The organism is uncultured Phascolarctobacterium sp., from assembly GCF_905212365.1.
Classification (GTDB): domain Bacteria; phylum Bacillota; class Negativicutes; order Acidaminococcales; family Acidaminococcaceae; genus Phascolarctobacterium_A.
In genome coordinates, this window is record NZ_CAJMEH010000001.1 from 19,100 (window position 1) to 41,436 (window position 22,337).

Annotated in this window: 25 protein-coding genes; 20 read left to right on the plus strand and 5 right to left on the minus strand. The window is 53.0% G+C overall.

Features of this window, described 5'->3' with window-relative positions; genetic code table 11:
• Positions 1-26 precede the first annotated feature (26 nt).
• From QZ105_RS00100 to QZ105_RS00110, 3 genes are read right to left on the minus strand one after another with little or no spacing between them, the layout of a single operon-like run.
• A complete protein-coding gene (locus QZ105_RS00100) occupies positions 27-806 on the minus strand; it encodes a transglutaminase family protein (RefSeq protein ID WP_293727810.1) in 780 nt (259 codons plus the stop codon).
• A 6-nt stretch (positions 807-812) separates the two neighbouring features.
• Complete coding sequence (locus QZ105_RS00105) at positions 813-1,478, minus strand: alpha-E domain-containing protein (protein WP_293727811.1); 666 nt, start codon at positions 1,476-1,478, stop codon at positions 813-815.
• Positions 1,460-2,770, minus strand: a complete 1,311-nt coding sequence (locus tag QZ105_RS00110; RefSeq protein WP_293727812.1) for a circularly permuted type 2 ATP-grasp protein — start codon at positions 2,768-2,770, stop codon at positions 1,460-1,462. The genes QZ105_RS00105 and QZ105_RS00110 overlap by 19 nt, the downstream gene beginning before the upstream one ends.
• A 503-nt stretch (positions 2,771-3,273) precedes the next feature.
• On the opposite strand from QZ105_RS00110, the gene QZ105_RS00115 reads away from it, so the two are divergent.
• Complete coding sequence (locus QZ105_RS00115) at positions 3,274-4,494, plus strand: MFS transporter (protein ID WP_293727813.1); 1,221 nt, start codon at positions 3,274-3,276, stop codon at positions 4,492-4,494.
• A gap of 89 nt (positions 4,495-4,583) precedes the next feature.
• On the opposite strand, the gene QZ105_RS00120 is transcribed toward QZ105_RS00115, so the two are convergent.
• A complete protein-coding gene (locus QZ105_RS00120; RefSeq protein WP_293727814.1) occupies positions 4,584-5,135 on the minus strand; it encodes a gamma carbonic anhydrase family protein in 552 nt (183 codons plus the stop codon).
• A gap of 221 nt (positions 5,136-5,356) precedes the next feature.
• Here QZ105_RS00120 and QZ105_RS00125 point away from each other — a divergent pair, with 221 nt between their 5' ends.
• The 16 genes from QZ105_RS00125 (at position 5,357) to QZ105_RS00200 (ending at position 19,713) form a co-directional block, all read left to right on the plus strand.
• A complete protein-coding gene (locus tag QZ105_RS00125) occupies positions 5,357-6,049 on the plus strand; it encodes a TVP38/TMEM64 family protein (protein ID WP_293727815.1) in 693 nt (230 codons plus the stop codon).
• Positions 6,034-7,449, plus strand: coding sequence for a CYTH domain-containing protein (locus QZ105_RS00130; RefSeq protein WP_293727816.1), 1,416 nt, complete (start codon positions 6,034-6,036; stop codon positions 7,447-7,449). The genes QZ105_RS00125 and QZ105_RS00130 overlap by 16 nt, the downstream gene beginning before the upstream one ends.
• A gap of 2 nt (positions 7,450-7,451) precedes the next feature.
• Complete coding sequence (gene dpaL, locus QZ105_RS00135; RefSeq protein ID WP_293727817.1) at positions 7,452-8,657, plus strand: diaminopropionate ammonia-lyase; 1,206 nt, start codon at positions 7,452-7,454, stop codon at positions 8,655-8,657.
• A gap of 11 nt (positions 8,658-8,668) precedes the next feature.
• Entirely contained in the window at positions 8,669-9,574 is a 906-nt protein-coding gene (locus tag QZ105_RS00140) for a fumarylacetoacetate hydrolase family protein (protein WP_293727818.1), read from the plus strand.
• Between the two features lie 103 nt (positions 9,575-9,677).
• Positions 9,678-10,091 (plus strand): EamA family transporter, encoded by a 414-nt coding sequence (locus tag QZ105_RS00145; protein WP_293727819.1) that lies wholly within the window; start codon positions 9,678-9,680, stop codon positions 10,089-10,091.
• Between the two features lie 227 nt (positions 10,092-10,318).
• Entirely contained in the window at positions 10,319-10,873 is a 555-nt protein-coding gene (locus QZ105_RS00150; RefSeq protein WP_293727820.1) for a peptidylprolyl isomerase, read from the plus strand.
• Between the two features lie 57 nt (positions 10,874-10,930).
• Entirely contained in the window at positions 10,931-11,869 is a 939-nt protein-coding gene (locus tag QZ105_RS00155) for a PhoH family protein (RefSeq protein WP_366935934.1), read from the plus strand.
• A 3-nt stretch (positions 11,870-11,872) separates the two neighbouring features.
• Entirely contained in the window at positions 11,873-12,388 is a 516-nt protein-coding gene (gene ybeY, locus QZ105_RS00160; protein WP_293727822.1) for an rRNA maturation RNase YbeY, read from the plus strand.
• A gap of 22 nt (positions 12,389-12,410) precedes the next feature.
• On the plus strand, positions 12,411-12,809 hold the full coding sequence (locus QZ105_RS00165) for a cytidine deaminase (RefSeq protein WP_366935935.1): 399 nt from the start codon (positions 12,411-12,413) through the stop codon (positions 12,807-12,809).
• A 3-nt stretch (positions 12,810-12,812) separates the two neighbouring features.
• Entirely contained in the window at positions 12,813-13,727 is a 915-nt protein-coding gene (era, locus tag QZ105_RS00170) for a GTPase Era (protein ID WP_293727824.1), read from the plus strand.
• A gap of 79 nt (positions 13,728-13,806) precedes the next feature.
• Complete coding sequence (locus QZ105_RS00175; RefSeq protein WP_293727825.1) at positions 13,807-14,559, plus strand: CNNM domain-containing protein; 753 nt, start codon at positions 13,807-13,809, stop codon at positions 14,557-14,559.
• A complete protein-coding gene (locus tag QZ105_RS00180; RefSeq protein ID WP_293727826.1) occupies positions 14,502-15,074 on the plus strand; it encodes a transporter associated domain-containing protein in 573 nt (190 codons plus the stop codon). The genes QZ105_RS00175 and QZ105_RS00180 overlap by 58 nt, the downstream gene beginning before the upstream one ends.
• A 29-nt stretch (positions 15,075-15,103) precedes the next feature.
• The gene (gene recO / locus QZ105_RS00185) at positions 15,104-15,865 is read left to right on the plus strand and encodes a DNA repair protein RecO (protein ID WP_293727827.1); all 762 of its coding nucleotides are present in this window, start codon (positions 15,104-15,106) and stop codon (positions 15,863-15,865) included.
• 136 nt (positions 15,866-16,001) lie between these two features.
• A complete protein-coding gene (gene obgE / locus QZ105_RS00190; protein WP_293727828.1) occupies positions 16,002-17,276 on the plus strand; it encodes a GTPase ObgE in 1,275 nt (424 codons plus the stop codon).
• A gap of 16 nt (positions 17,277-17,292) precedes the next feature.
• Entirely contained in the window at positions 17,293-18,435 is a 1,143-nt protein-coding gene (gene proB, locus QZ105_RS00195; protein ID WP_293727829.1) for a glutamate 5-kinase, read from the plus strand.
• A 21-nt stretch (positions 18,436-18,456) separates the two neighbouring features.
• Complete coding sequence (locus QZ105_RS00200) at positions 18,457-19,713, plus strand: glutamate-5-semialdehyde dehydrogenase (protein WP_293727830.1); 1,257 nt, start codon at positions 18,457-18,459, stop codon at positions 19,711-19,713.
• A 192-nt stretch (positions 19,714-19,905) separates the two neighbouring features.
• Here the strand turns inward: QZ105_RS00200 and QZ105_RS00205 are convergent, their stop codons facing one another.
• Complete coding sequence (locus tag QZ105_RS00205; protein WP_293727831.1) at positions 19,906-20,487, minus strand: LysE family transporter; 582 nt, start codon at positions 20,485-20,487, stop codon at positions 19,906-19,908.
• Between the two features lie 272 nt (positions 20,488-20,759).
• Here QZ105_RS00205 and QZ105_RS00210 point away from each other — a divergent pair, with 272 nt between their 5' ends.
• The 3 genes from QZ105_RS00210 (at position 20,760) to QZ105_RS00220 (ending at position 22,336) form a co-directional block, all read left to right on the plus strand.
• On the plus strand, positions 20,760-21,311 hold the full coding sequence (locus QZ105_RS00210) for an XRE family transcriptional regulator (protein ID WP_366935930.1): 552 nt from the start codon (positions 20,760-20,762) through the stop codon (positions 21,309-21,311).
• Positions 21,312-21,516: 205 nt separating this feature from the next.
• Positions 21,517-22,023, plus strand: a complete 507-nt coding sequence (locus QZ105_RS00215; protein WP_293727832.1) for a hypothetical protein — start codon at positions 21,517-21,519, stop codon at positions 22,021-22,023.
• 22 nt (positions 22,024-22,045) lie between these two features.
• The gene (locus QZ105_RS00220; RefSeq protein ID WP_293727833.1) at positions 22,046-22,336 is read left to right on the plus strand and encodes a hypothetical protein; all 291 of its coding nucleotides are present in this window, start codon (positions 22,046-22,048) and stop codon (positions 22,334-22,336) included.
• Position 22,337 lies beyond the last annotated feature (1 nt).

Sequence of the window (22,337 nt, forward strand, 5' to 3'; positions counted from 1 at the left end):
CGGTCTGGCTTTTATTTTATTTTATTTTACTCCAGCGGCTCCTGCGTTACTTTTACAAAAACTCTTTGCTTCTGCTTAACGTCGCCGAAGAAAACGCCCTTGTCCACAATGCAGTCCGAAGCGTCGCGGCCTTCGGACATTTTGATATACATATCGTCCACCACTCTGTTATTGGTAGGGTCGACGCCAATCCAATGGCCGCGGGCGTAAATTTCCAGCCAGGCGTGGGTCGCGCCTTCGCCGATCATAAAGCCTGCCACATAGCGGGCGGGGATTTGGCAGCGGCGGCACAGGGCCAGCATGATATGCGTATAATCCTGGCAGACGCCCGTGCCCTGGTCCAAGGCCTGCTGCGCAGTGGTCTGGGTGGTGGTGGTATTGGGCTTGTAGATAAAATTATGGTACAGCGCGTCGCTCATGCACAGGGTTTTCTGTACTGGGTCGCGCTGCTGCTGCGCCAGCTCCAGATACTTTTCCATACCGTGGGTCAGCGTGGTCTGCGGCGTAGGGTAATAAAACAAGTGGTTCAGCTCGCCGCTATCAATGTTTTCGCTGTTGGTGATGGCCGTACCTGCGACACGGAAGCTGAAATAATCGTGAGGCTCGGCGATATAGCCAAAGCAGATAGGATTGCCGAAGGCGTCCCAGCTTTTAGTAATCGAGGTCAGCGGGGTAATGGAGCAGGAAAGCTTGGCAATGCGCTGCGTACACGTTTCTTTAGGCAGGCAGCGCAGCGCGAAGCTGTGGCGGTAAACGTCGCCGCTGAAATCCAGCTGCATTTCGTAGTGGAATTTTAGCTTTCTCAAAGCGTATCAATCCTTAAAGATATTATTGAGGTGGGGCAGAACGGCGCACAAATCGCCGCCGCGTTTGACGGCGTCGCTGACGATTCGGAAATTTTCTTCGTCATAGGCGGCGCAGCTGCGGTGCAGGCGGTATTCCATACGGGTGTAGGCCAGTTCCATTGCTCTACTATCATAATCTAAACGAATATACAAGTCAAGCCTTTCAATATAGCGGCCGGTTTTCATAATGTTGCGGCAGGCGCTGCTTTCCACATAATCGTCGACGCAGCCCCAGAAGGCGTACAAATCGTCCAGCACCTGCTGCAAATAAAGCAGGCAGAAGGTTTCGCGTTTGGCGTTTTCCATCACGTCCAGCGCCAGCTGAATATAGCCCAGCGCCGTGCTGCTGATAACGTCGCGCATCACGCTGGCGTTGTCGCAGGCGCGGGAAAGATTGCTATAAACGGAGTTGGGGTCGGTTTCGTCAAAAAGATAATTGACGATGAAATTTTCCTTGCTGCCGTACACATCGGGGATGTGCAGCTTGGAGCAGATTTTTTTGTAGGCCTCTGGGTCCTGGTCCAGCATGGTATCGTAGGCCTCCATAAAGGTGCGGATGGTGGTGAAGGCGCGCTCGCTGTAACGTCCCAGCCAATAGAGATGATTTGATTTTTCTAACGAGATAATACCCATGTGTCTTTAAAGCCTCCTCCTTGCGATGAGTTTACAACGAATGAATCCGGATTGCGCGAGAAACGGGTCAGACCGCTGGGCCATACTTTGGTCTCCTTGCCGCTGAGCACGAAGGCGCGCAGGTCGGCCTTGCGCAGTACTTCCTGGCCGTTGTCCATAATGGGCAGGTCGATAAAGTCGATGATTTCCTGCGCGATGAAGCGGCGGGGTTCGGCCTTAATGAGAGCGATAAAGTCGGCCTTGCGCTTGCTGTCCAAATCGCGGCCGAAAAGTACGCCGTAGCCGCCGGCTTCCGAAACATCCTTAAAGACCAGCTTGTCAAAATTAGCCAGCGCGTAATCCCTGTCCTTCTGATAATACATCAGATAAGTGGGCGCGTTGTGGGTGATGGAATCCTCGCCCAGATAATATTTAATCATGGCGGGCACGAAGTAGTAAATGCCCTTGTCATCGGCAACGCCGTTGCCGGGCGCGTTTATGATGGCTACGTTGCCTGCACGGTAAGCGGCCATCAGATTAGGCACGCCGATGAGGGATTCAGGCAGGAAGGTCAGCGGGTCTAAGTATTCGTCGGAAATGCGGCGGTAAATTGCGCCCACGCGCTGCGGCTTATCCATAGCGCGGTAGTAAACCTGCGCGTTTTCCACATACAAATCCGAGGGCATTGCTAAAATGCTGTGAGTCATTTCCGCCAGATAAGCGTGCTCGAAAAAGGCGGCGTTGTAGCGGCCTGGCGTCAGGATGACGGAAATGCCGCCGGTGCTGACGCTTTTCATAACGCCGCTCAGCATGGTTCCGTAGTTGCGGTTGTCCACCACGTTGTGGCTGGCATAGGTCTGCGGGCTGGCGATGCGGCACAGCTTGCGGGCAATCAGGGGATAGCTGGCGCCGGAAGGGATGCGCAGGTTATCCTCCAGAATATACCATTTTTTATCCTGCGCCTGTACTAAGTCGATACCGGAAATGTGGGAGTAAATTTTTCCCGGCGGGGTGACGCCTGCGCATTGGGGCAAAAAGCCTTTGGAGGAAAAAACAAATTCTTCGGGAATTATTTTATCTTTAATAATTTTTTGCTCGTGATAAATGTCGTAGAGAAACATATTGAGGGCTGTGACGCGCTGCACCAGGCCTCGCTCCATTTCCTCAAATTCTGCGGCGGTGATGACGCGGGGAATGGCGTCAAAGGGAAACAGCTGCTCGTGAAAGACGTTGTTTTTGTAAATTCCGAATTTTACGCCGAAACGTGCCAGCAGCTTATTGATATTGTCCGTATATTTTATAAGATCTTGCATACGGGGCGCTCCTTTCTTTACTTCTCCTCCCTGAAATACCCTGTGAAATTCTGCGCTTGTTTATACGGCTGCGCGTTGGCGCAGGGCTATAAAAAGCAAAAGCAAAGCCGCGTAAGCGACCTTGCTTATAGTTATATTGTAAACTTTATGTGACAAGCTGTCAACGAGGAAATATGTATACTATATGACAGTTTTTGAAATAGCACTACAAGATATAGCATTAACATTTGAAATTCTATTAGCCGACTTGCTTTCGTTTCGTAAATAAAATGAGAAAAACCGCCTAGCGGTGGGCGGTCTTCCATCAAAGTATAAACATTTTGGGGAGAGCCGACTCATCACAACCGGCTATCTCTTTCATTAATTATAAACTCATAATATAAGATAGTCAAGGAAATAAAAAATTTACATTATCTTTAGCATAACCATAGGCGATGACAGAGCCGAGGTAAAAATGATATAATAAGTACTAAGAAAGTAAGATTGCAAGCGGGGCGAAAAAAATGATTGCGTTATCTGAATCCAATTCTAAACATACATATTGGAAAAGAAATCTGCCCGTGTTGTGGATAGGCGTGTTTTTATGCTGCGCCAGCTATACCAGCTGCGTGCCCTTCCTGCCGATTTATCTTTTGCGGGATTTGGGCGTGGAGCAGGCGGACGTAAATTATTGGGCCGGCATTACTTTTTCCATTACCTTTTTGGGCAGCAGCATTATGGCTCCTTATTGGGGAGCGCTGGCCGACCATGTGGGGCAGCGCAAGATGGCTGTCCGCGCCGGCTTCGGCTTGGCGCTGACTTATTTTTTGACCGGCGTGTGCCAGAATGTGTACCAGCTTCTGCTGGTGCGGGCGCTGTGCGGCGTGGTGGCGGGCTTTGTGCCGGCCTGTATGTCTATGGCGTCCTCTTCCTTGCCGGAACATAAGATGGGCTGGGGCATGGGCCTGATGCAGACGGCGGTGGCGAGCGGCAGCATTATGGGGCCGCTTTTGGGCGGCTATTTAAGCAGCTGGTTCGGTATGCGCATGTCCTTTTTGGTGGGCAGCGCGGCGCTGTTTGTGGCGACTGTGGCCGTAATTTTCATCGTTAAGGATATGACGGTGCTGCAAAAGGGCGGCAGCGGCGCGGTAACTTTGCTGCACGATTTACGGGAATCGCTGCGCAATAAAGAGCTGCTGTACGTAATGCTGATGTTTTTTACGGTACAATCCTGCATTATGCTGATTCAGCCTTTGATTACTATGTATGTGGGCCAGCTGATGGGTACTATGGGCGACGAGGTTGTGAAAATGTCCGGCGTTATTTTTTCGCTGGCGGGACTGGCGGGCATTATCGCCGCGCCGTTTTGGGGCAAGCGGGGACAGCGCTTCGGCTATATCCGTACCTTTGCTGTAGTGACCTTTATCGCAGGCTTCATCAATTTATTTCAGGTGTTTATCGCCAATGTGTGGCAGTTTGCCGTTATTCAATTTGTCTACGGTTTGTTTTTGGCGGGTGCGGTACCTAATATCAACGCCAATTTGACGCTGGTGACGGATAAAAATACCCGCGGCAAGGCTTTCGGCCTGGTAACAAGCGCGCAGCAGTTCGGCGGCGTGGTAGGCCCGCTGTTGGGCGGATTTTTGGGCGCAATGATGGCGACGCGCTACGTTTTGGTGACGACGGGCTGCATTTTGATGTGTACTGCTTTATATTCCTATCTGACGCGCGTGCGCGGCAAGTAAATTTAAAATAATATAATAATATATTGAAAGCAAAAATAAAAGCTCAGAGCGGAATTGCCATTCCGTCCTGAGCTTTTTGCCTGAGTTTTTTAAACGATTTTTTCGCCGTGATAGCGTTCGCCGCCGCCGTCGGGCAAGAGGCCGTAGCGTTCGGTCCACAGGGTTTTATATTTGAGCGCTTGCGCGTGGATAGCGTCCAAACCTTTTTCGTCGAGCTTTTTGATGACTTTTGCAGGTACGCCTGCTACTAAAGAAAACGGCGGCACAACCGTGCCTTTGGTGACTACCGCGCCTGCGGCTACGATGGAGCCGCGGCCGATAACCGCGCCATCCAAAACGGTGGAGTGCATACCGATGAGGCAGTGGTCTTCTACCGTGCAGGCGTGCAGCAGCGCGCAGTGACCGACGGTAACGTAATCGCCGACGATGCAGGCATAATTATCCGCTACGTGCAGCACGCTGTTGTCCTGAATATTGCTGTAGCGGCCGACTTCGATGCGGTTGACGTCGCCGCGAATGGTTACGCCCGGCCAAATGCTGGCGTACTCTTTGATTTCTACTTTGCCGATAAGGGTAGCGGTATTGAAAGCATAGGCTTTTTCATCGATTTTTGGAGCTTGCGCTTCAAATTTAAAAATCATAATGTTTTCCCTCTTTCCCAAATTCTTGTCGTTGCTTGACGGTTTATTTCGTAAAGCAAACTTTATCTTAATTATATCGAAGGGTAGGCTTATGTCAAGGCATTTCACATTTTTATCATCTTACGTTACAGTAATTTTGCAGAAAATCGGCTTGCGGCTTGCATATCGGGCGTCAATGGCTTTATAATAAATTTGAACGGACAAGCAGGAAAGGATTTTATATGAAGAAAACAAGCTTGTATATTATATTACGGCTGGCGGCGTATGCGCTGCTCTTGGGCGCGATAGTGTACGCTTTATATATGTCGCCGTATAACCCTCACCCGCATTCGGCGGAGGATGTGCGGCGGTGGGTAATCGGCTTCGGCGTTTGGGCGCCGCTGATTTACGTCGGCGTATACACTATTCGCCCGCTGTTATTATTTCCTACTTTAATATTGAATTTGAGCGCGGGCGTGCTGTTCGGCCCGTGGTGGGGCGTTGTGTTTTTGCTTTGCGGCGGCTTTGGCTGCGCCAGCTTTTGTTATTTGCTGGGGCGCTTTGGCGGCGGCAGCTGGCTGTTCAGTAATTTTGGCGGCAGCGTAGGCGACAGGCTGGCGTCGTACCTTGTGGGCGAGGGAAGCTTTACGAAAATGCTGTGGCTGCGCACCGTGCCGATTTTCCCTTACGACCCGGTGAGCATTATTGCCGGCAGCGTGCGCCTGCCTTTTAAAATTTACGGCGGTGCTACAGTTTTGGGGATGCTGCCCGGAGCCGTGGCTTATAATTTTCTGGCTGATTCCTTTGGCACGACGCGCTTTTACGCGGCGCTCGTAATAACGCTGTTGGCTTTCGGCGTCCCGCTTGTGTGGTGGCAGCGCCGCAGCGGCGCAAACGTCGTCGCGGGCTGGAAAAAATATTGGAAAGGCAAGTGATGGTTATGGATAAGAATACGGAAATCGAATTGAAGCTTTTAGTGAGCAAGGCGGATTTGAAAAAGCTGCTGGGGCTGGATTTTGTCAGCGCGGCTGTCAGGCCGGAAAGCTGCCGCAAGCGCCGTTTGATAAGCAGCTATTACGACACGGCCGATTGGGCTTTTAAGGATAACGGCATTGCCTACCGCGTGCGGGATAAGGGCGACGGAACTTATGAAGCGACGGTGAAAACCTCGCTGCAAAACAGCGCCGGTCTAAGCGAGCGCCGGGAGCTGAATCTGCCGCTGCCTGCGGCGAAGCCCGTATTGGATGGCTTTATGGAACTGGGACTGGACGTGGATTTAAACGAGCTGGCGCCGGAGGGCGTACAGAAAATGTTTACGGTGACGGTGCAGCGCACGACCTATATTTTGGATTTGGACGGCGCGACGGCAGAGCTGGCTATCGACCACGGCAAAATTACCGCCGGAAAAAACAGCGAGAAGATAGATGAAATAGAAATTGAATTATTGGAGGGCGAAACCGGCGCGCTGCTGACTTTTGCCGCTAAGCTGGCTGCTGCGGTGCCTTTATTTGCCGAAAAGCGCAGCAAATTTGCCCGCGGCTTGGCGTTGTGCGGCATGACTGCGAACGAGCCTGCAAGTAAAAGTAAAATGGGCGGCGGCCCGGTGCGGGTGGAGCTGCTGCAGGCGGCGCAGCAGTGCGGCGGCGTTTTGCTGGATTTGCAGAACCAGCTGCGGGAGCAGGCTGGCGACGCTTTGCTGAAGGAAGCCCGCCGTCAGCTGGCGGCTCTGCGCAGCTTGGCGGCTGTGGGAACTGAGCTGACCGCTGCGGAGGCGCAGGGCGCAGAGCTGTTGGCAGCCTGCTTGCAGAAGGTGGACGGGCTGCGCAGCTTGCGGGCTTTGCAGAAGCTGTGGAGCGGGCTGTACGAGCAGGGACGGCCGGCCTTGGGACGCTGTGCACTGACGAAAAAGCTGGCGCAGGCCGTGGACACTGCGGCAACGGACGTGCAGGACATGGCGCGGCGGGGCGAGCTGACGGCTGTGGTTTATGCTGTAAGCGGCTGGCTGTATAATTTGCCTTTGCACGACGATGAGCAAAGCGGCGGCGAGGCGGCTCGCAGCTGCATTAAGGCCTGGCAGCTGCTGACGGAAGTAGGGCAGGATGACGCGGCGCAAAATGCGGCGGAAAATATCTGTGCGCTGGCGCGGCTGAACAGCGGCAAATTTTTTGCCAAGGCCGGAGAAAATACGAAAAAGCTGCGACGTCAGTTAGTACGGCAGAGTATGCTGCGCTCTTGGCAGCGCTTCCTGAACGAAACCTGCGCTGCCAGCACCAGTAAGCTGCTGTACCGGGACGCAGGCATCGTTATGGGCTATTTGCTGGCGAAGGAGCAATAATAATGAAAGAAATTAAAACGGTGCGCTGGCGGCCAAAGGCGGCTGCTCCCACTGCGGACTTCGGCTGGGAGCAGGCACGCAGGGCGCGCGCTTTTCACAGCAGCTTTCCAGAATATGCTTTTACGCCGCTGGTGCGGCTGCAAAATTTGGCGCGGACTTTGGGCGTGCGGGATATTTTTGTAAAGGACGAAAGTAAACGCTTCGGGCTGAACGCATTCAAGGTTTTGGGCGGCAGCTACGCCATCGGCTGGGAAATTGCCAAAATTTTTGGGCTGGGCATAGAGGATATGACCTATGAGCTGCTGACCTCGCCGCAGGTAAGGGAGCGGCTGGGGCAGCTGACCTTTGTGACGGCTACGGACGGTAATCACGGGCGGGGCGTAGCCTGGACGGCGCAAAAATTAGGGCAGCGGGCCGTGGTTTATATGCCTAAGGGCTCGGCTCAGGAGCGCCTGCATAATATACGCAGCCTGGGAGCGGAAGCGGAAATAACCGATGTGAATTATGACGACGCAGTGCGTTTGGCGCGGCGTTATGCGGACAAGCATGGCGGCATTGTGGTGCAGGATACGTCCTGGGAGGGCTATGAGGAAATACCGCTGCATATTATGCAGGGCTATACGACTATGGCTTATGAAATTGCGGAGCAGCTGGCCGCTTTGGGCGATGTGCGTCCGACCCACGTTTTCTTGCAGGCGGGCGTGGGCGCGATGGCTGGAGCGGTAACAGGTTTTTTAGCGGATTATTATAAAGATGATTTGCCTGAGATTATTATTGTGGAGCCGCTGAACGCGGCTTGCTTGCACAAAACGGCGCAGGCTGCCGACGGCGCGCTGCATACGGTAGGCGGCGATTTGCAATCCATTATGGCGGGTCTGTGCTGCGGCGAGCCCTGCAGTTTGGGTTGGCGGCAGCTGGCGGCGCACGCCGATGTTTTTCCCGCCGTACCGGACGAGGTTGCAGCCTTGGGAATGCGCGTTTTGGGCAATCCTGTGAGCGGCGATGCGCCGGTGATTTCCGGCGAAAGCGGCGCAGCGGGGCTGGGCCTGGCGGCTGCCGCTCTGAGGGAGCGGGAATTGAGCGGGCTGAAACGGCAGCTGGCGCTGGACGGCGACGCTGTGATTTTGTGCATTTCCACCGAGGGCGCTACGGATTTGGCGAACTACCGCAGCATTATGTGGGAGGGCGCCTGGAGCTGGAATAAATAAAGGAGGCTATTATGCGGTTCTATACAGCGGAAATAAATAATAAGGAAGAAATTTTATTGGCCTTTAGCGAAGGCGGCACGGTATACAGATTGCAGCGCCTAGCACGGCTGGCGCCGGAGCTGCAGCTGCGCGATATGCAGGAGCTTATCGAAAATTTTGACGCGGTGCGCGAAATTTTAAACCGTTTGGCGGCTAATGACGACGTACTGCAGGGAGCCGTCGTAAATTTGGCGGACGTCAAGCTGTGCGCGCCCATCGTGCGGCCGCGGCAGGACGTTATTTGCCTGGGCATCAATTACGAAGCGCATGCCCGCGAGGCGGGGCATTTTTCGGACGAAGCCTTTGGCGGCGAACGGCCTTACACTATTTATTTTTCCAAGCGCGTCAATCGGGCGACGGCCTGCGGCGAAGCGGTGCCAGCTTACGCCGGGCTGGTGGACAGTCTGGATTATGAATGCGAGCTGGGCGTGGTGCTGGGACGCGACTGCAAGGGCGTAACTGCGGAGGAAGCGCGGGAGTATATTTTCGGTTATACTATTATTAACGATATCAGCGCCCGCAATTTGCAGACCCGCCATAAGCAATGGTATTTGGGCAAAAGTCTGGACGGCTTTACGCCCATGGGGCCGTGCATAGTGACGGCGGACGAAATCGGCGACGAGCAGAAGCTGGACATCAGCTGTACGGTTAACGGCCAGCTGCGTCAAAGCAGCAATACCAGCTGCATGATACAAACTGTCTGCGGCGCGATCAGCGAGCTGTCCCAAGGCATTACCTTGCAAGCGGGAACGATTATCGCCACCGGCACTCCTGCAGGCGTGGGCATGGGTATGAAGCCGCCGGTGTTCTTGCGCCACGGCGACGAAATTGTTTGCCGCATTGAAAAAATCGGCAGCTTAGTAAATACTGTTGATTAAAATCGGCGCAGGCCTTGTAAAAGCGGAAAAATTACCCTTCTTTTTTTGAAATACAGCTGCATTTCAGAAAGGAAGGGTATTTTATAATTTGGGAGATGATCATATGTGGGCAGTTTTTGCATTGCTGTCGGCGGTGTTCGCCGCTTTGACTTCCATTTTGGCGAAAATCGGGATGGAGAATGTTAATTCAAATTTAGCGACGGCCATCCGCACCGTTGTGGTGTTGGTTATGGCCTGGCTTATAGTTTTCGCTACGGGCAAGCATCAGCAAATCGCGGATATCAGCGCGCGCAGCTGGCTGTTTTTAACGCTTAGCGGCGTGGCGACGGGCTTATCCTGGCTGTGCTATTTTTATGCTTTGCAGATTGGCGAGGCCAGCAAGGTAGCGCCGGTGGATAAATTCAGCGTGGTCATCACGATGGTTCTGGCATTTTTTATTTTAGGCGAAGCGGCGACGCTGAAAACTATTATCGGCGGCCTGCTGATTACAGCCGGAACCTTGGCGCTGATTTGGTAAGCGAAAAAGAAAATGAAAAAGAGAAGGCTGGGCTCTGCGGAACCTGGCTTTTTTCTTTTTAGCTTGCGATTAGCGCGTTGAAAACGCTGACAGAGCCGCGGTAGACGTGGTATAATGTTGTACACAGCGATTGCGGAGCCGAAGGCGAACGCAGAGATGATGTACAACATATGCCCTTGTGGTATAATGAACTTATCAAAGTATATTTTTTTTGGAGGCTTGTAATAATGAAAAAAATTCTTGTGATATGTATGCTGCTGCTGTGCGCAGTGGGGCTTACCGCCTGCGGGCAGGAAAAGAAAGCGGTCAAGGCAGAACCGGCTACGGCGGTGTTCAGCACCAGTATGGGCGATTTTGAAATTAAGCTGGCGACGGATTACGCGCCTAAGACCAGCGCTAATTTTATTAAGTTGGCCCAGCAGGGCTTTTACGACGGGCTGACCTTTCACCGGGTAATCGATAATTTTATGATTCAAGGCGGCTGTCCCAAGGGCGACGGCACCGGAGGACCCGGCTATAAAATTGCGGACGAATTCAGCAGCAAGCTGCTGCACGACGGCCCCGGCGTACTGTCCATGGCTAACGCGGGCCCCAACACCGGCGGCAGCCAGTTCTTCATTACTTTGCGCGAATGCAGCTGGCTGGACGGCAAGCATGCAGTCTTCGGCAAGGTTACCAAGGGCATGGACGTGGTTTACAGGATCGGCAAGGTAAGAACCGACGCGGCGGATAAGCCGGTAACGCCGGTAATTATCAAAAAGATTACCATTGAAAAGCGATAAGCGGGAGGAAAGAGCTTGACGAATAATTTTGAGTTACAGACCCACGACCAGCAGGAAATGGTAGGCATTTGCGGTAAGAACGACGAACTTTTGCGTATTATTCGCGGCGCTTTTGCCGGCTGCACCTTAGTGGCGCGGGGAAATATTATCAGCGTCAGCGGCGAGGCGGAGGAAGCGGCCGCCTTGGGGCGGCTGCTGCAGGAGCTGCTCTTCTTGTACCGTCAGGGATTGCCGTTGACCAGCCACGATGTGCGCTACAGCATTTATATGGTTAAGGAGGGACGCCTAGACAGCCTGCACCGCATGTACGCCGATACGATTATCGTCAACAACCGCGGGCGGCAGATTAAGGCCAAAACTCTGGGGCAGTGGCAGTACGTGGAAACAATTCGCAAAAGCTTCATTACGCTGGGAATTGGGCCTGCGGGCACGGGCAAGACCTACTTGGCCGTGGCTATGGCAGTGGCGGCGCTGAAGAAAAAAGAGGTGGAGCGCATTATTCTGACGCGGCCGGCGGTGGAGGCCGGTGAAAAGCTGGGCTTTTTGCCGGGCGATATGCAGGATAAGGTGGACCCTTACCTGCGTCCCTTGTACGACGGTCTGTACGACCTTTTGGGCAGCGAAACCTTTCAGAAGTATCTGGCTAAGGGAACGATAGAGGTAGCGCCTTTGGCTTATATGCGCGGACGCACGCTGAACGATGCTTACATTATTTTGGATGAAGCGCAGAACACTACGCCGGAGCAGATGAAAATGTTCCTAACCCGCTTTGGCTTCGGCAGCAAAATGGTTATTACCGGCGATATTACGCAGATAGATTTGCCCGGCGGTAAGAACAGCGGGCTGAAGGACGCGGCGAAAATTTTAGGCGACGTGCCGGGCATCGGCGTTATTCGCTTCGACGAGCGCGACGTGGTGCGCCACGAGATTGTGGGCAGCGTTATTAAAGCTTACGAGGCTTTTGAAAAGCGGCAGCAGCCTTTAAAACAGGAGTAAAAAATGATTATCAATTTAGAAAACGCTCAGGATAAAATAGAATTGACGGACGCGGTTTTGCAGCGCCTGCAGGAAGGGCTGGCAGCCGTTGCCCGGCTCAACGCTTTGCCGCAGGAGTCCGAGGTGGACGTGACCATTGTGGACGATGGGGAAATTCACACGCTGAACCGTGAGTACCGCGGCATGGATAAGCCTACGGACGTGCTTAGCTTCGCTTTGGACGAGGACTGCGAGGACTGCGGCGAGCCGGAGCTGAATTTTGACGAAGGGGAGCTGCAGGAACATCTTTACGGCGATATTATTATTTCGGCGGAAACGGCGCTGCGCCAGGCTGAGGAATACGGGCACGGTCTGGAAAGAGAAATGACCTATCTGGCAGTGCATGGTATGTTCCACCTTTTGGGTTACGACCATATGACAGAGGAGGAAAAGGCCGAAATGCGCGCTAAGGAAGAGGAAGCGCTGCGGGCCATTAATTTATCCGAGGAATATTTTGACCATCCTACGGGAAGGCATTGAGGAGGCCGGTAAAATGCAGGATATGCGTGCGGAAAATCTTGCCGGGGAACAGCGGAAGCTGTATGAATTGGCGCTGGCAGCCAGGGAGCATGCCTACGCGCCTTATTCGCATTTTGCGGTGGGGGCGGCGGTGCGCTGCGCCGACGGAAAATGTTACAGCGGCTGCAATGTGGAAAACGCTTCCTACGGCTTGTGCTGCTGCGGCGAACGCAACGCCATTTTTGCGGCGGTTGGAGCAGGCCAGCGGCAGCTGGAGGCTTTATGCGTAGTGGCGGACACGCCTGCGCCCGTGGCTCCCTGCGGCGCCTGCCGTCAGGTGATGAGCGAATTTAAAATAAAAACCATAATTTTGGGCAATCTCCGGGGCGATATTAAAATTTGTACGCCGGAGGAGCTTCTGCCCTACGGATTTTCATTATAGGAGTTGATTAGCATAGATACGCAAGCGAAGCATTACGCCGGTTTTGCCGCCATGGTGGGGCGCCCTAACGTGGGCAAATCCACTCTGACCAACAGCCTGATCGGCGAAAAAATTGCCATTATGTCCGACAGGCCGCAGACTACGCGCAATAAAATTATGTGCATTCTGAATACGGACAACGCGCAGATTATGTTTTTGGATACGCCGGGGATTCACAAGCCCCATCATAAGCTGGGCGAGTATATGGTGCGCACCGCTGAAAGCACCCTGCAGGAGGTGGACGTAATTTTATTCGTCGTCGACGCGGCGGAAAAACGCGGTCCGGGCGAGGATTATATTTTAGAGCTGCTGCGCAAGGTAAGAACGCCGGTTATTCTGGTGGTTAATAAAATAGATAAATTGCAGGATAAGAGCAAGCTGTTTAAGATTATGGACGAGTACAGCAGGCTTTATCAATTTGCCGCTATCGTGCCGGTGTCCGCGTTAAACGACGGGGAATTTCCCGGCCTGGTGAGCGAAATTACCAGGCTGTTGCCCGAAGGCCCGGCCTACTTCCCCGACGATGTGCTGACCGATCAGCCGGAGCGCGTTATTGCTGCGGAAATGATTCGCGAAAAGGTGCTGCGCCTGACGCGTGACGAAATCCCTCATTCCGTAGCCGTTGAGGTGGAGGAGTTTAAGGAACGAGAGGACGAAAGCGTTTATATCCGCGCCACTATTTTTGTGGAGCGCGATTCTCAAAAGGGCATCGTGATTGGCGCGAAAGGCAGCCTTTTGAAAAAAATCGGGCAGCAGGCCCGCGCAGATATTGAAACTTTATTGTACTGCAAGGTGTTTTTAGATTTGTGGGTTAAGGTAAAGCCTGATTGGCGCAATCAGGACAAGGCGTTGAAGCAGTTTGGCTATAATATTCGTTAAATTATTTTGTAAATTGGCAAAGGAGTGATGACCTATCGACGGCGATCCCGCTATCGGCAGCTTGTGGAGAATCGTTTTGGTGCTGCTGATAGTTTTATTAAACGGCTTTTTTGTAATTGCGGAATATGGTTTGATGCGGGCGCGCAAGGGCAAGCTGGAGGAGCTTGCTCAAGGCGGGTCTTCGCGCGCGTCTTTGGCTGTGCGCGTTTTGGACAAGCAGGAAAGCTATTTGAGCGCCGTGCAGCTGGGCATTACGGCGTCCACCGTACTGCTGGGCATTTTCGGCGGCCGCTTTTTTGCGCTGCTGCTGCATGAAGGCTTGGGCCTAGAGCTGCCTTTGGCCTGGCTGGGCAGCGTACTGTTTGTTATTTTGCTGCATGTGGTCTGGGGCGAACTGGTGCCGCGGGCTTGGGCGGCGGTCAGCGGCGAACGGGCCGCTGCGGCTACGGTGTATCCGGTAATTTTTTTGCATTATCTGCTGTATCCCTTGGTGTGGGTTTCCAGCAAGGCTTCGGCGGCGCTGCGCAGGCTGCTGCATATCGCCCGGCCGGTGGAGGACATAGCCCGCAGCGAGGACGAGCTGCGCCGCATTGTCAGCGCCAGCGAAAAGAAGGGACAGATAGACCAGCTTGAAAGCAGAATGATCGATAATGTTTTTGATTTTGCCGACCGGGTAGCCCGCGAGGTGATGGTGCCGCGGCAGGATATGATCTGCCTTTTTGTTGGCGACAGCTTAGCGGAAAATTTCGCGGCAGCCGCCACACGCGCTATCCCTTGTGCGTTGAAGATAAGGATAACGTTATCGGCACGATTCATGTGCGCGATTTGCTGACTATTGGCGGCGAGGAGCAGAATGATTTGCGGCGGCTGATGCGGCCCATCGTGGTTATTCCCGAAGCTATGCCCGTGGCCAAGGCCTTGCGCCTGATGCAGCAGCGTCATGTGCAGATGGTGCTGGTAGCTGACGAATACGGCGGCACGGCGGGACTCATTACGATGGAGGATTTAGTCGAGGAAATCGTCGGCGAAATTCAGGACGAGCATGAGGCCATGGAGCCGGAGGACGTGGTGCAGCTGGCGGACGGCGGTTACGAATTTGACGGCATGGTGCTGCTGGACGATATCGGCGAGCTTTTGCACCTGACCTTTGACGAGGCAGAGGAGGATACCATCGGCGGTTACGTCTTCGGCCTTTTGGGACGCCAGCCCCAGGTGGGCGACGCGGTGATTGTGGGAGCGTACTGCTTTAAGGTAATCGAAGCGGAGGGCTTCCGCGTGCTGCGGGTGCAGGCGGCGTCTTTGCCGGAAAAGCGTCAGAGTGCGGCTGATAAAAATAAAATTGATTGACGAAGGGATTTTTCCCGAAGAAGGTTGAAATGACGGACAACGAGCGGGAGCTTTTGCAGGACGAAGCGGTGGTGCTGCATGTAAGACATTGGCAGACGGCGGATAAGTATGTGGTCTGCTTTACAAAAAAATACGGCAAGCTGCGTTTTATCGCTTACGGCGCCCGTTATGTGAAAAATGTGCAGGGGCGGTTGTTACAGCCCTTCGCCTGTCTCAATATCGAGGTGCAGCAGGGACAGAAAATCGATAAGCTGCGCAGCTGCGAGCTGGTGCGGCTGCCTCAGGCCTTTGATATGCAGCAGATGGCTTACGGCGCGGTGGCGGCGGAACTTACCGCTGTGCTGACGGAGGACAGGGAGCCACAGGAGGAGCTGTACGCTTTGCTCAGGGAAACGCTGGCGACCTTAACTAAACGCAATCCGCGGCTGGTGGTGCTTTCCTTTGCTATCAAGCTGTTGGGACTGACGGGCTTTGCGCCCCAGCTGAGCCATTGCGTGGGCTGCGGCAGGGAGCTCAGCGCAGGCGAAGATGCCTGGTTCAGTCCGCTGCAGGGCGGCGCGCTGTGCGCCGATTGCCGCGCCGTTTATGCGGGGGAGGGACTGGAGCCCTGCGGCGACGGTACGCGGCGGTTGTGGCAGTGGCTGGAGCGATTGGATTTTGCCAGGCCTGCGCTCTTTGCGGTGCGCGGCGGTGATTTGATGGCGCTGGAACGGCTGCTGTATAAATTTATTTTTTTTCAGACGGACAAGCAGCTTAACAGCTTGAATTTTTTGAATCAGATGCGGCTGTAGCAGATGCCCTTGTGGTACAACTTATACCTGGCACCCGGCGATTGGCGAGTCGAAGACGATGACAGAGCCGCGGTCGACATGGTATAATATTACCAGCTATAAGTAATTTTAAATCCGGCAATAGGAGAATAGAATCATGTTTATTGACAGAGCGAGAATTTATGTAGAAGCAGGCGACGGCGGCGACGGTATGAGCAGCTTTCGCCGGGAAAAATTTGTGGAAAAGGGCGGCCCGAACGGCGGCAACGGCGGACGCGGCGGCGACGTGGTTTTGGTGGCTGATAAAAATCTCAATACGCTGATCGACTTCCGCTATAAGCGCAAATATGTGGCTAAGCGCGGCGGTCAGGGCGGCACGAAGAACTGCACCGGTATGCGCGCCGATACGGTTTACGTTAAGGTGCCCATGGGTACGCTGGTGCGCGACGACGCCACCGGTACGGTAATGGCCGACCTGGTGGAGGACGGCCAGCAGTATGTGGCTGCCAAAGGCGGACGCGGCGGCAAGGGCAACGCCTGCTATGTGACCAGCACCAACCGTGCGCCGACCTTTGCGGAAAAGGGCGAGCCGGGCGAAAACCGCTGGCTGAAATTAGAGCTCAAGCTTTTGGCGGACGTGGGCCTGGTGGGCTACCCCAGCGTGGGCAAGTCCAGCATTATCGCGCAGGTCAGCGCTGCCCGCCCCGAAATTGCGGCCTATCATTTTACGACGCTGTCCCCGGTTTTAGGCGTGGTGCGTCTGGACGAGGAGCGCAGCTTTGTGCTGGCGGATATTCCCGGCCTGATTGAAGGCGCGCACACTGGCGTGGGCCTGGGCCATGACTTTTTGCGTCATGTGGAGCGTACCAAGGTGCTGCTGCATATTGTGGACGTGGCGGGCGTGGACGGACGCGACCCGCTGGATGATTTTGATAAGATTAACAACGAGCTGGCGGAATACAGCGAGCGTTTGGCGCGCCGTAAGCAGCTTGTTGTGGCTAATAAAATGGACTTGCCGGACGCGCAGGAAAATTATGAGCGCTTGAAGACGTATGTGGAGGAAAAGGGCTACGAAATCTGCAAGGCCAGCGCCGCAACCGGCGACGGCTTGCGGGAGCTTATGTTTAAGGCTTACGATTTGCTGCAGCAGTACGTTCCGGAAGAAGACGAGGAAAATCTGGCGCGCTTCGACGAAATCGACCCGGACAGCTATGAAATAGTTGTGGGCAACGATACGGACTGGGAGGTGCGCGGCAAAAATATCGAGCGACTGGTAGCTATGACCAATTTTGACAACGATGAGGCGCTGTACCGCTTCCAGCTGATTTGGAAGCGACTGGGCATCGACGAAGCGTTGAAGGAAAAAGGCGTGGAGGAAGGCCAGACGGTGCGTATCCGCGATATGGTTTTCGATTATAAAGATAATAATTGATAAGGAGCAAAGGGCTATGAATGAGGGGAAGGCATACCGCGAGGCTTTGCGCAAGGCCAAACGCATTGTGGTAAAGGTTGGCACAAGTACGATTACTTACGCCAACGGCAAGCGCAATTTTAGCCAGATAGACAGACTGGCGCGGGAAATCAGCGATTTGCAGAACCAGGGCAAGGAAATGATTTTGGTATCCAGCGGTGCGGTGGCCGTGGGTGTGGACCGTTTGGGGCTGCCTGCCAAGCCGGCTACTATTCCCGGCAAGCAGGCTGCCGCCGCCGTGGGCCAGGGCGTGCTGATGCACACCTATGAAAAAATCTTTGCCGATTACGGGCAGATTGTGGCGCAGGTACTCATTACCCGCATGGAAGCCATCGACCGCCATCGTTATACCAATTCCCGCAATACCTTTATGGAGCTGATTAAGCAGGGCGTTATCCCCGTGGTTAACGAAAACGACGTGGTGGCGCTGGACGAGCTGAAAATTGGCGACAACGATAATATGTCGGCGCTGGTGGCCGGTATTGTGGACGCCGATTTAGTTATTATTCTTTCGGATATCGACGGTTTGTACACGGCTAACCCGGCTACACACCCCGACGCCAAGCTGGTGTCCACGGTACTGGAAATAACGCCGGAGGTAGAGGCCAGCGCCGGCGGCGTAGGCTCGGCCCGCGGCACCGGCGGCATGGCGACGAAAATTCAGGCGGCTAAGGCGGCCACTAACAGCGGCATTCAGCTGGTGATTGCCAGCGGCACGGAAAAGAACGCTATTCCGCGAATTTTGCAGGGCGAGGAACTGGGTACGCTGTTCGTCAGCCGCGAAAACCGTTTGCAGTTCCGCAAGCGTTGGCTGGCCTTCGGCGCGCAGATTCAGGGCAGCATCGTGGTGGACGACGGCTGCGCCAAGGCTATCCGCAAGGCCGGAGGCTGCAGTATTCTGCCCGCAGGCGTGTACGAGGTGGTGGGCAGCTTCCAGACAGGCAGCACCGTCAGCGTTATCGATAGGGAGGGCCACGAGCTGGCCCGCGGTTTGGTGCATTATACTTCGGAGGAGCTGGCGAAAATCAAAGGCTGTAAGTCCGGCGATATCGCCAATATTTTAGGTCATAAAAATTATGACGAGGTCATTCACCGCGACGATCTCGTTATCCTGCAATAAATTTGAAGGTGGGCGACGCAGATGGAAACTTATGAATTAGTAAAGAGCAAGGCTCAGGCGGCGAAAAAGGCTGCGGCTAAGCTGGCCGTAGCGGGAACCGCCGTAAAGAATAAAGCGCTGCTGGCGATGGCGGCGGCTTTGGAAAAAGGCTGTGTGGAAATTTTAGCGGCTAATGAAAAAGATATGGAAGCGGCGCGGGCTAAAGGCATGCGCAGTTCCATGCTGGACCGTTTGCAGCTGACGGAAGCGCGTATCGCCGGTATGGCCGACGGCTTGCGTCAGGTGGCGGCGCTGCCCGACCCGGTGGGCAACGTAGTGGACGGCAAAACTTTGCCTAACGGTTTGCAGATCACTAAGGTGCGCATGCCCTTGGGCGTTATCGGCATTATTTACGAAGCCCGTCCCAATGTAACGGCGGACGCTGCGGGGCTGTGCCTGAAATCAGGCAACGCCGTAATTTTGAAGGGCGGCAGTGAGGCCATGGAATCCAATAAGACGGTGGCGTCCGTGTTGGCGCAGGCTGCGGAAGCGGCGGGGCTGCCGGGTGGAGCCATTCAGTTTATCGACACCAGCGACCGTCAGGCCGTCAGCGATTTAATCCATCTTAACGGTTTGGTGGACGTGGTCATTCCCCGCGGCGGCGCAGGCCTGATTAAGACCGTGGTGATGAACGCTACCGTTCCGGTTATCGAAACCGGCGCAGGCGTGTGCCATACCTATGTGGACGCCAGCGCCGATGTGGAGATGGCGGTGAAGATTGCTTTCAACGCTAAGGTGCAGCGTCCTTCCGTATGCAACGCTATGGAAACGCTGCTGGTACACCGCAATATTGCGGAGCGTTTTTTGCCCGCCATGCTGGCGCAGTATAAAGCGGCGGGCGTAGAAATCCGCGGCGACGCAGGGGTGCAGGCAATGGACGGCGCCGTAGTGCCTGCCAGCGAAGAGGATTGGTCTACGGAGTACGGCGATTTGCGCTTGTCCGTAAAAATTGTCGCTTCCATCGAGGAGGCTATGGAGCATATTGCCCGCTACGGCACGGGCCACAGCGAATGTATCGTGACCAATGATTACAGCCAGGCGCAGCTGTTCCAGAAAACGGTGGACGCAGCGGCAGTGTACGTCAACGCCTCTACTCGCTTTACCGACGGCAACGAGTTTGGCTTCGGCGCGGAAATCGGCATCAGCACGCAGAAGCTGCACGCCCGCGGGCCTATGGCTTTGCCGGAGCTGACTTCGACGAAGTATCTTATCTGCGGCAGCGGTCAGGTACGCGAATAGAAAGGGGCACGATTATGCAGAAGAAAGAATTAGAAATAATTTTGCAGAATCTGACTGCGCAATAGATGATTTTCACAAGAGCCGTTTTATAAAATGAAAGGAAAGGGTGAATTTTATAACGTAGTAAACGGCGGGACGGTGCGTTCGTCCCGCCGTTTTTAATTTTTGTTACAGAATTAAGATTGAATTTTTTCAGAAAAATAAGGATACCGCGCAGTATAACAGCAGCAGCGCCATAACGCAATTAACGGCTTGGGGATGCCGGGCAAAAAATTTGCAGAAGGCGGAACCAAACAATGCCCATACGTAAGTGCCGGAAGCTCCGATGACTGTCAAAATAATGGTAAAGCAAATTAAAGCGGCCGGGGAATGAAATACGGGCAGGACGTAAAGGGACATGGCGGTAATCGCATAAATGTAAATTTTTGGATTCATAAATTGCAATACCATTCCGGCAAGGAAGCTGGCTTCATTATTGTTTTTCATTTTCAAATCAGAAGATGTTTTCCAGACCTTCCACGCAAGGTACGCCATGTAAGCCGCTCCTGCAAGCTGCATAAAGATTTTGACCTTTGGAAGCGCGGTATATAAAGCTGAGCTAAAGGCTGCGCAGAGGCTCATAACAATAAAAAAGCCTGCGGTAATTCCTAAATTGAAGCGATAGCTTCTTCTGAATCCCAAGCGCGCCGCATTGTTCATGGACAGAAGATTATTGGCCCCCGGTGTGTAAGCGGTAATAAAACAATAGATTAAAAAATCAGATACAGGAAACATGTTAATCACCTCGTACGAAAATTTAATTGCGCATCACAGCAGTCGGGACGATAGCTGCAATTACAGGCCGCAGGCAAGCATTGAAAATTTTTTTGCATTGCGTCGAATGCCGTATCAGTCAACTGCTGTTAGGCATAGATTGGTGCGCATAGTTCTTTACAAGCTAAAAATAAAATTATATAATATAACAAACGGTGCGATATATCACATTGTGTGCGATTTAATGATATAATAAGTGCGCTATATTGTCAATAGAGAGGAGTAAATTTTTTGTGGATACGATGAATATGATTGTTGCCAAAAATATTAAGCGTCTTAGGGAAGAAAATAAATTGAGCATGGACGAATTGGCAAAATTAAGCGGCGTCAGCAAAAGTATGCTGGCCCAAATTGAACGCGGCGAGGGCAACCCGACGATTTCTACGTTATGGAAATTATCCAACGGAATGAAGGTGCCGTTCGACGCTTTGACGGTTCGACCCAAAGTTCCCTATGAAATTGTTAAAACCTCTGAAATACAGCCGCTTTTAGAGGACGGCGGCAAGGTAAAAAATTATTCTATTTTTCCGGATGATGAAAACCGCAGATTTGCCGTTTATTACCTGGAATTAGAGCCGGGCAGCTATTTGCAGTCCGAGCCGCATCTTCGGGGGACGACGGAATTTATTACTATTTTTTGCGGAACGCTGGAAATAGAAGCGGGAGATAAACGCTTTTCCGTAACTAAAGGCGAGAGCATACGCTTCAAGGGCGATACGAGGCATTCCTATCGCAATATTGGAGCTGAAACCACTATTCTGCATATGATTTTGTATAATCCATGAGCGGGCGTTTGGCGAAGGCGCTTGTTCTGAGCAATTTATATTGGCGCGAAAGCCTTGGCGTCAGTACGTTTTCGCCTGCGCTAAAATTCACATTTTTATTGCTATTTACCGGCTTTGGGTATATGCTTTAGCTGTGAAATTTGATATAATTATTAAGATTAAAAATGGAATAGTGTTGTTACACGTTAAAGATGGAGGGAATACTTTGGAAGAAATCTATCGTGAGGAATCCAGTACCGGTTTTGAAAGGAAAATTTTTGCGGGAGCTGCGCTTATCCTTATCGGCTGCCTGTTCGTTTACGAATGGCAGGGCCTTCAGGAAAGCCGGCGCTTTAACCTTTTGGGCTGGGGCATGGATTTTGTTTTGCTGGCGCTGTGGGTTTGGCGCGTGGCCTTTAAGTATACGCTGATTCTGTATAAGGATAAACGCTTGGAGGTCGTGACCAGCGGCTTGGGCTTTATCAAGCACAGCTATTTTGTGGATTTAACGCGTACCGAAAGCTTTACGGACAAATACGTCAAGAGCTTTTTCCGCAAGACGAAAATCAGCCATTATATTCATCGTTACAATTCTTTGGACAATAATCCCCAACGTTTATTAGTATTTACTGAAGGCAAAAAAAATAAGCTGGCCGGGCTGCTGTTTAAGTGCAGCGATAAATTTATTCAGCAGCTGCGCAGACAAATGCCGGACAAATTCATTCAGCTTTAATTACGGTAGGAGGTTTTAGTTTATGGAAGGCTTGGAAAACGTAGCGCCTGTGGCCATTTGCTCCCGGGTTATGCAGGTTTTTTTCGGCGCGTTTGCGTATATTTATCTTGTGGCTAAGCTGGTAGGGCCGGATAATAAGCTGGCCTGGTTCAGAAAACGCAAAAAATATACCTTCTTTAACCGCCGCGGTATTTTCGGCGAGGATATCAATTTCGGTTATCCCGTCTGCTGGCAGGGCGTGCTGGTATTCTTTGCTATTTACGGCGTGGTTTTCGGCTTTGGCTACTGGTATGTTTTTGTGCATGCATATTGAT

Coding starts and splice junctions, on each gene's coding strand:
- QZ105_RS00105 (WP_293727811.1), bottom strand. CDS start 1,478: ATGGGTATTATCTCGTTAGAAAAATCAAATCATCTCTATTGGCTGGGA.
- QZ105_RS00110 (WP_293727812.1), bottom strand. CDS start 2,770: ATGCAAGATCTTATAAAATATACGGACAATATCAATAAGCTGCTGGCA.
- QZ105_RS00115 (WP_293727813.1), top strand. CDS start 3,274: ATGATTGCGTTATCTGAATCCAATTCTAAACATACATATTGGAAAAGA.
- QZ105_RS00120 (WP_293727814.1), bottom strand. CDS start 5,135: ATGATTTTTAAATTTGAAGCGCAAGCTCCAAAAATCGATGAAAAAGCC.
- QZ105_RS00125 (WP_293727815.1), top strand. CDS start 5,357: ATGAAGAAAACAAGCTTGTATATTATATTACGGCTGGCGGCGTATGCG.
- dpaL (WP_293727817.1), top strand. CDS start 7,452: ATGAAAGAAATTAAAACGGTGCGCTGGCGGCCAAAGGCGGCTGCTCCC.
- QZ105_RS00140 (WP_293727818.1), top strand. CDS start 8,669: ATGCGGTTCTATACAGCGGAAATAAATAATAAGGAAGAAATTTTATTG.
- QZ105_RS00145 (WP_293727819.1), top strand. CDS start 9,678: ATGTGGGCAGTTTTTGCATTGCTGTCGGCGGTGTTCGCCGCTTTGACT.
- QZ105_RS00150 (WP_293727820.1), top strand. CDS start 10,319: ATGAAAAAAATTCTTGTGATATGTATGCTGCTGCTGTGCGCAGTGGGG.
- QZ105_RS00155 (WP_366935934.1), top strand. CDS start 10,931: ATGGTAGGCATTTGCGGTAAGAACGACGAACTTTTGCGTATTATTCGC.
- ybeY (WP_293727822.1), top strand. CDS start 11,873: ATGATTATCAATTTAGAAAACGCTCAGGATAAAATAGAATTGACGGAC.
- QZ105_RS00165 (WP_366935935.1), top strand. CDS start 12,411: ATGCGTGCGGAAAATCTTGCCGGGGAACAGCGGAAGCTGTATGAATTG.
- recO (WP_293727827.1), top strand. CDS start 15,104: ATGACGGACAACGAGCGGGAGCTTTTGCAGGACGAAGCGGTGGTGCTG.
- obgE (WP_293727828.1), top strand. CDS start 16,002: ATGTTTATTGACAGAGCGAGAATTTATGTAGAAGCAGGCGACGGCGGC.
- proB (WP_293727829.1), top strand. CDS start 17,293: ATGAATGAGGGGAAGGCATACCGCGAGGCTTTGCGCAAGGCCAAACGC.
- QZ105_RS00200 (WP_293727830.1), top strand. CDS start 18,457: ATGGAAACTTATGAATTAGTAAAGAGCAAGGCTCAGGCGGCGAAAAAG.
- QZ105_RS00205 (WP_293727831.1), bottom strand. CDS start 20,487: ATGTTTCCTGTATCTGATTTTTTAATCTATTGTTTTATTACCGCTTAC.
- QZ105_RS00220 (WP_293727833.1), top strand. CDS start 22,046: ATGGAAGGCTTGGAAAACGTAGCGCCTGTGGCCATTTGCTCCCGGGTT.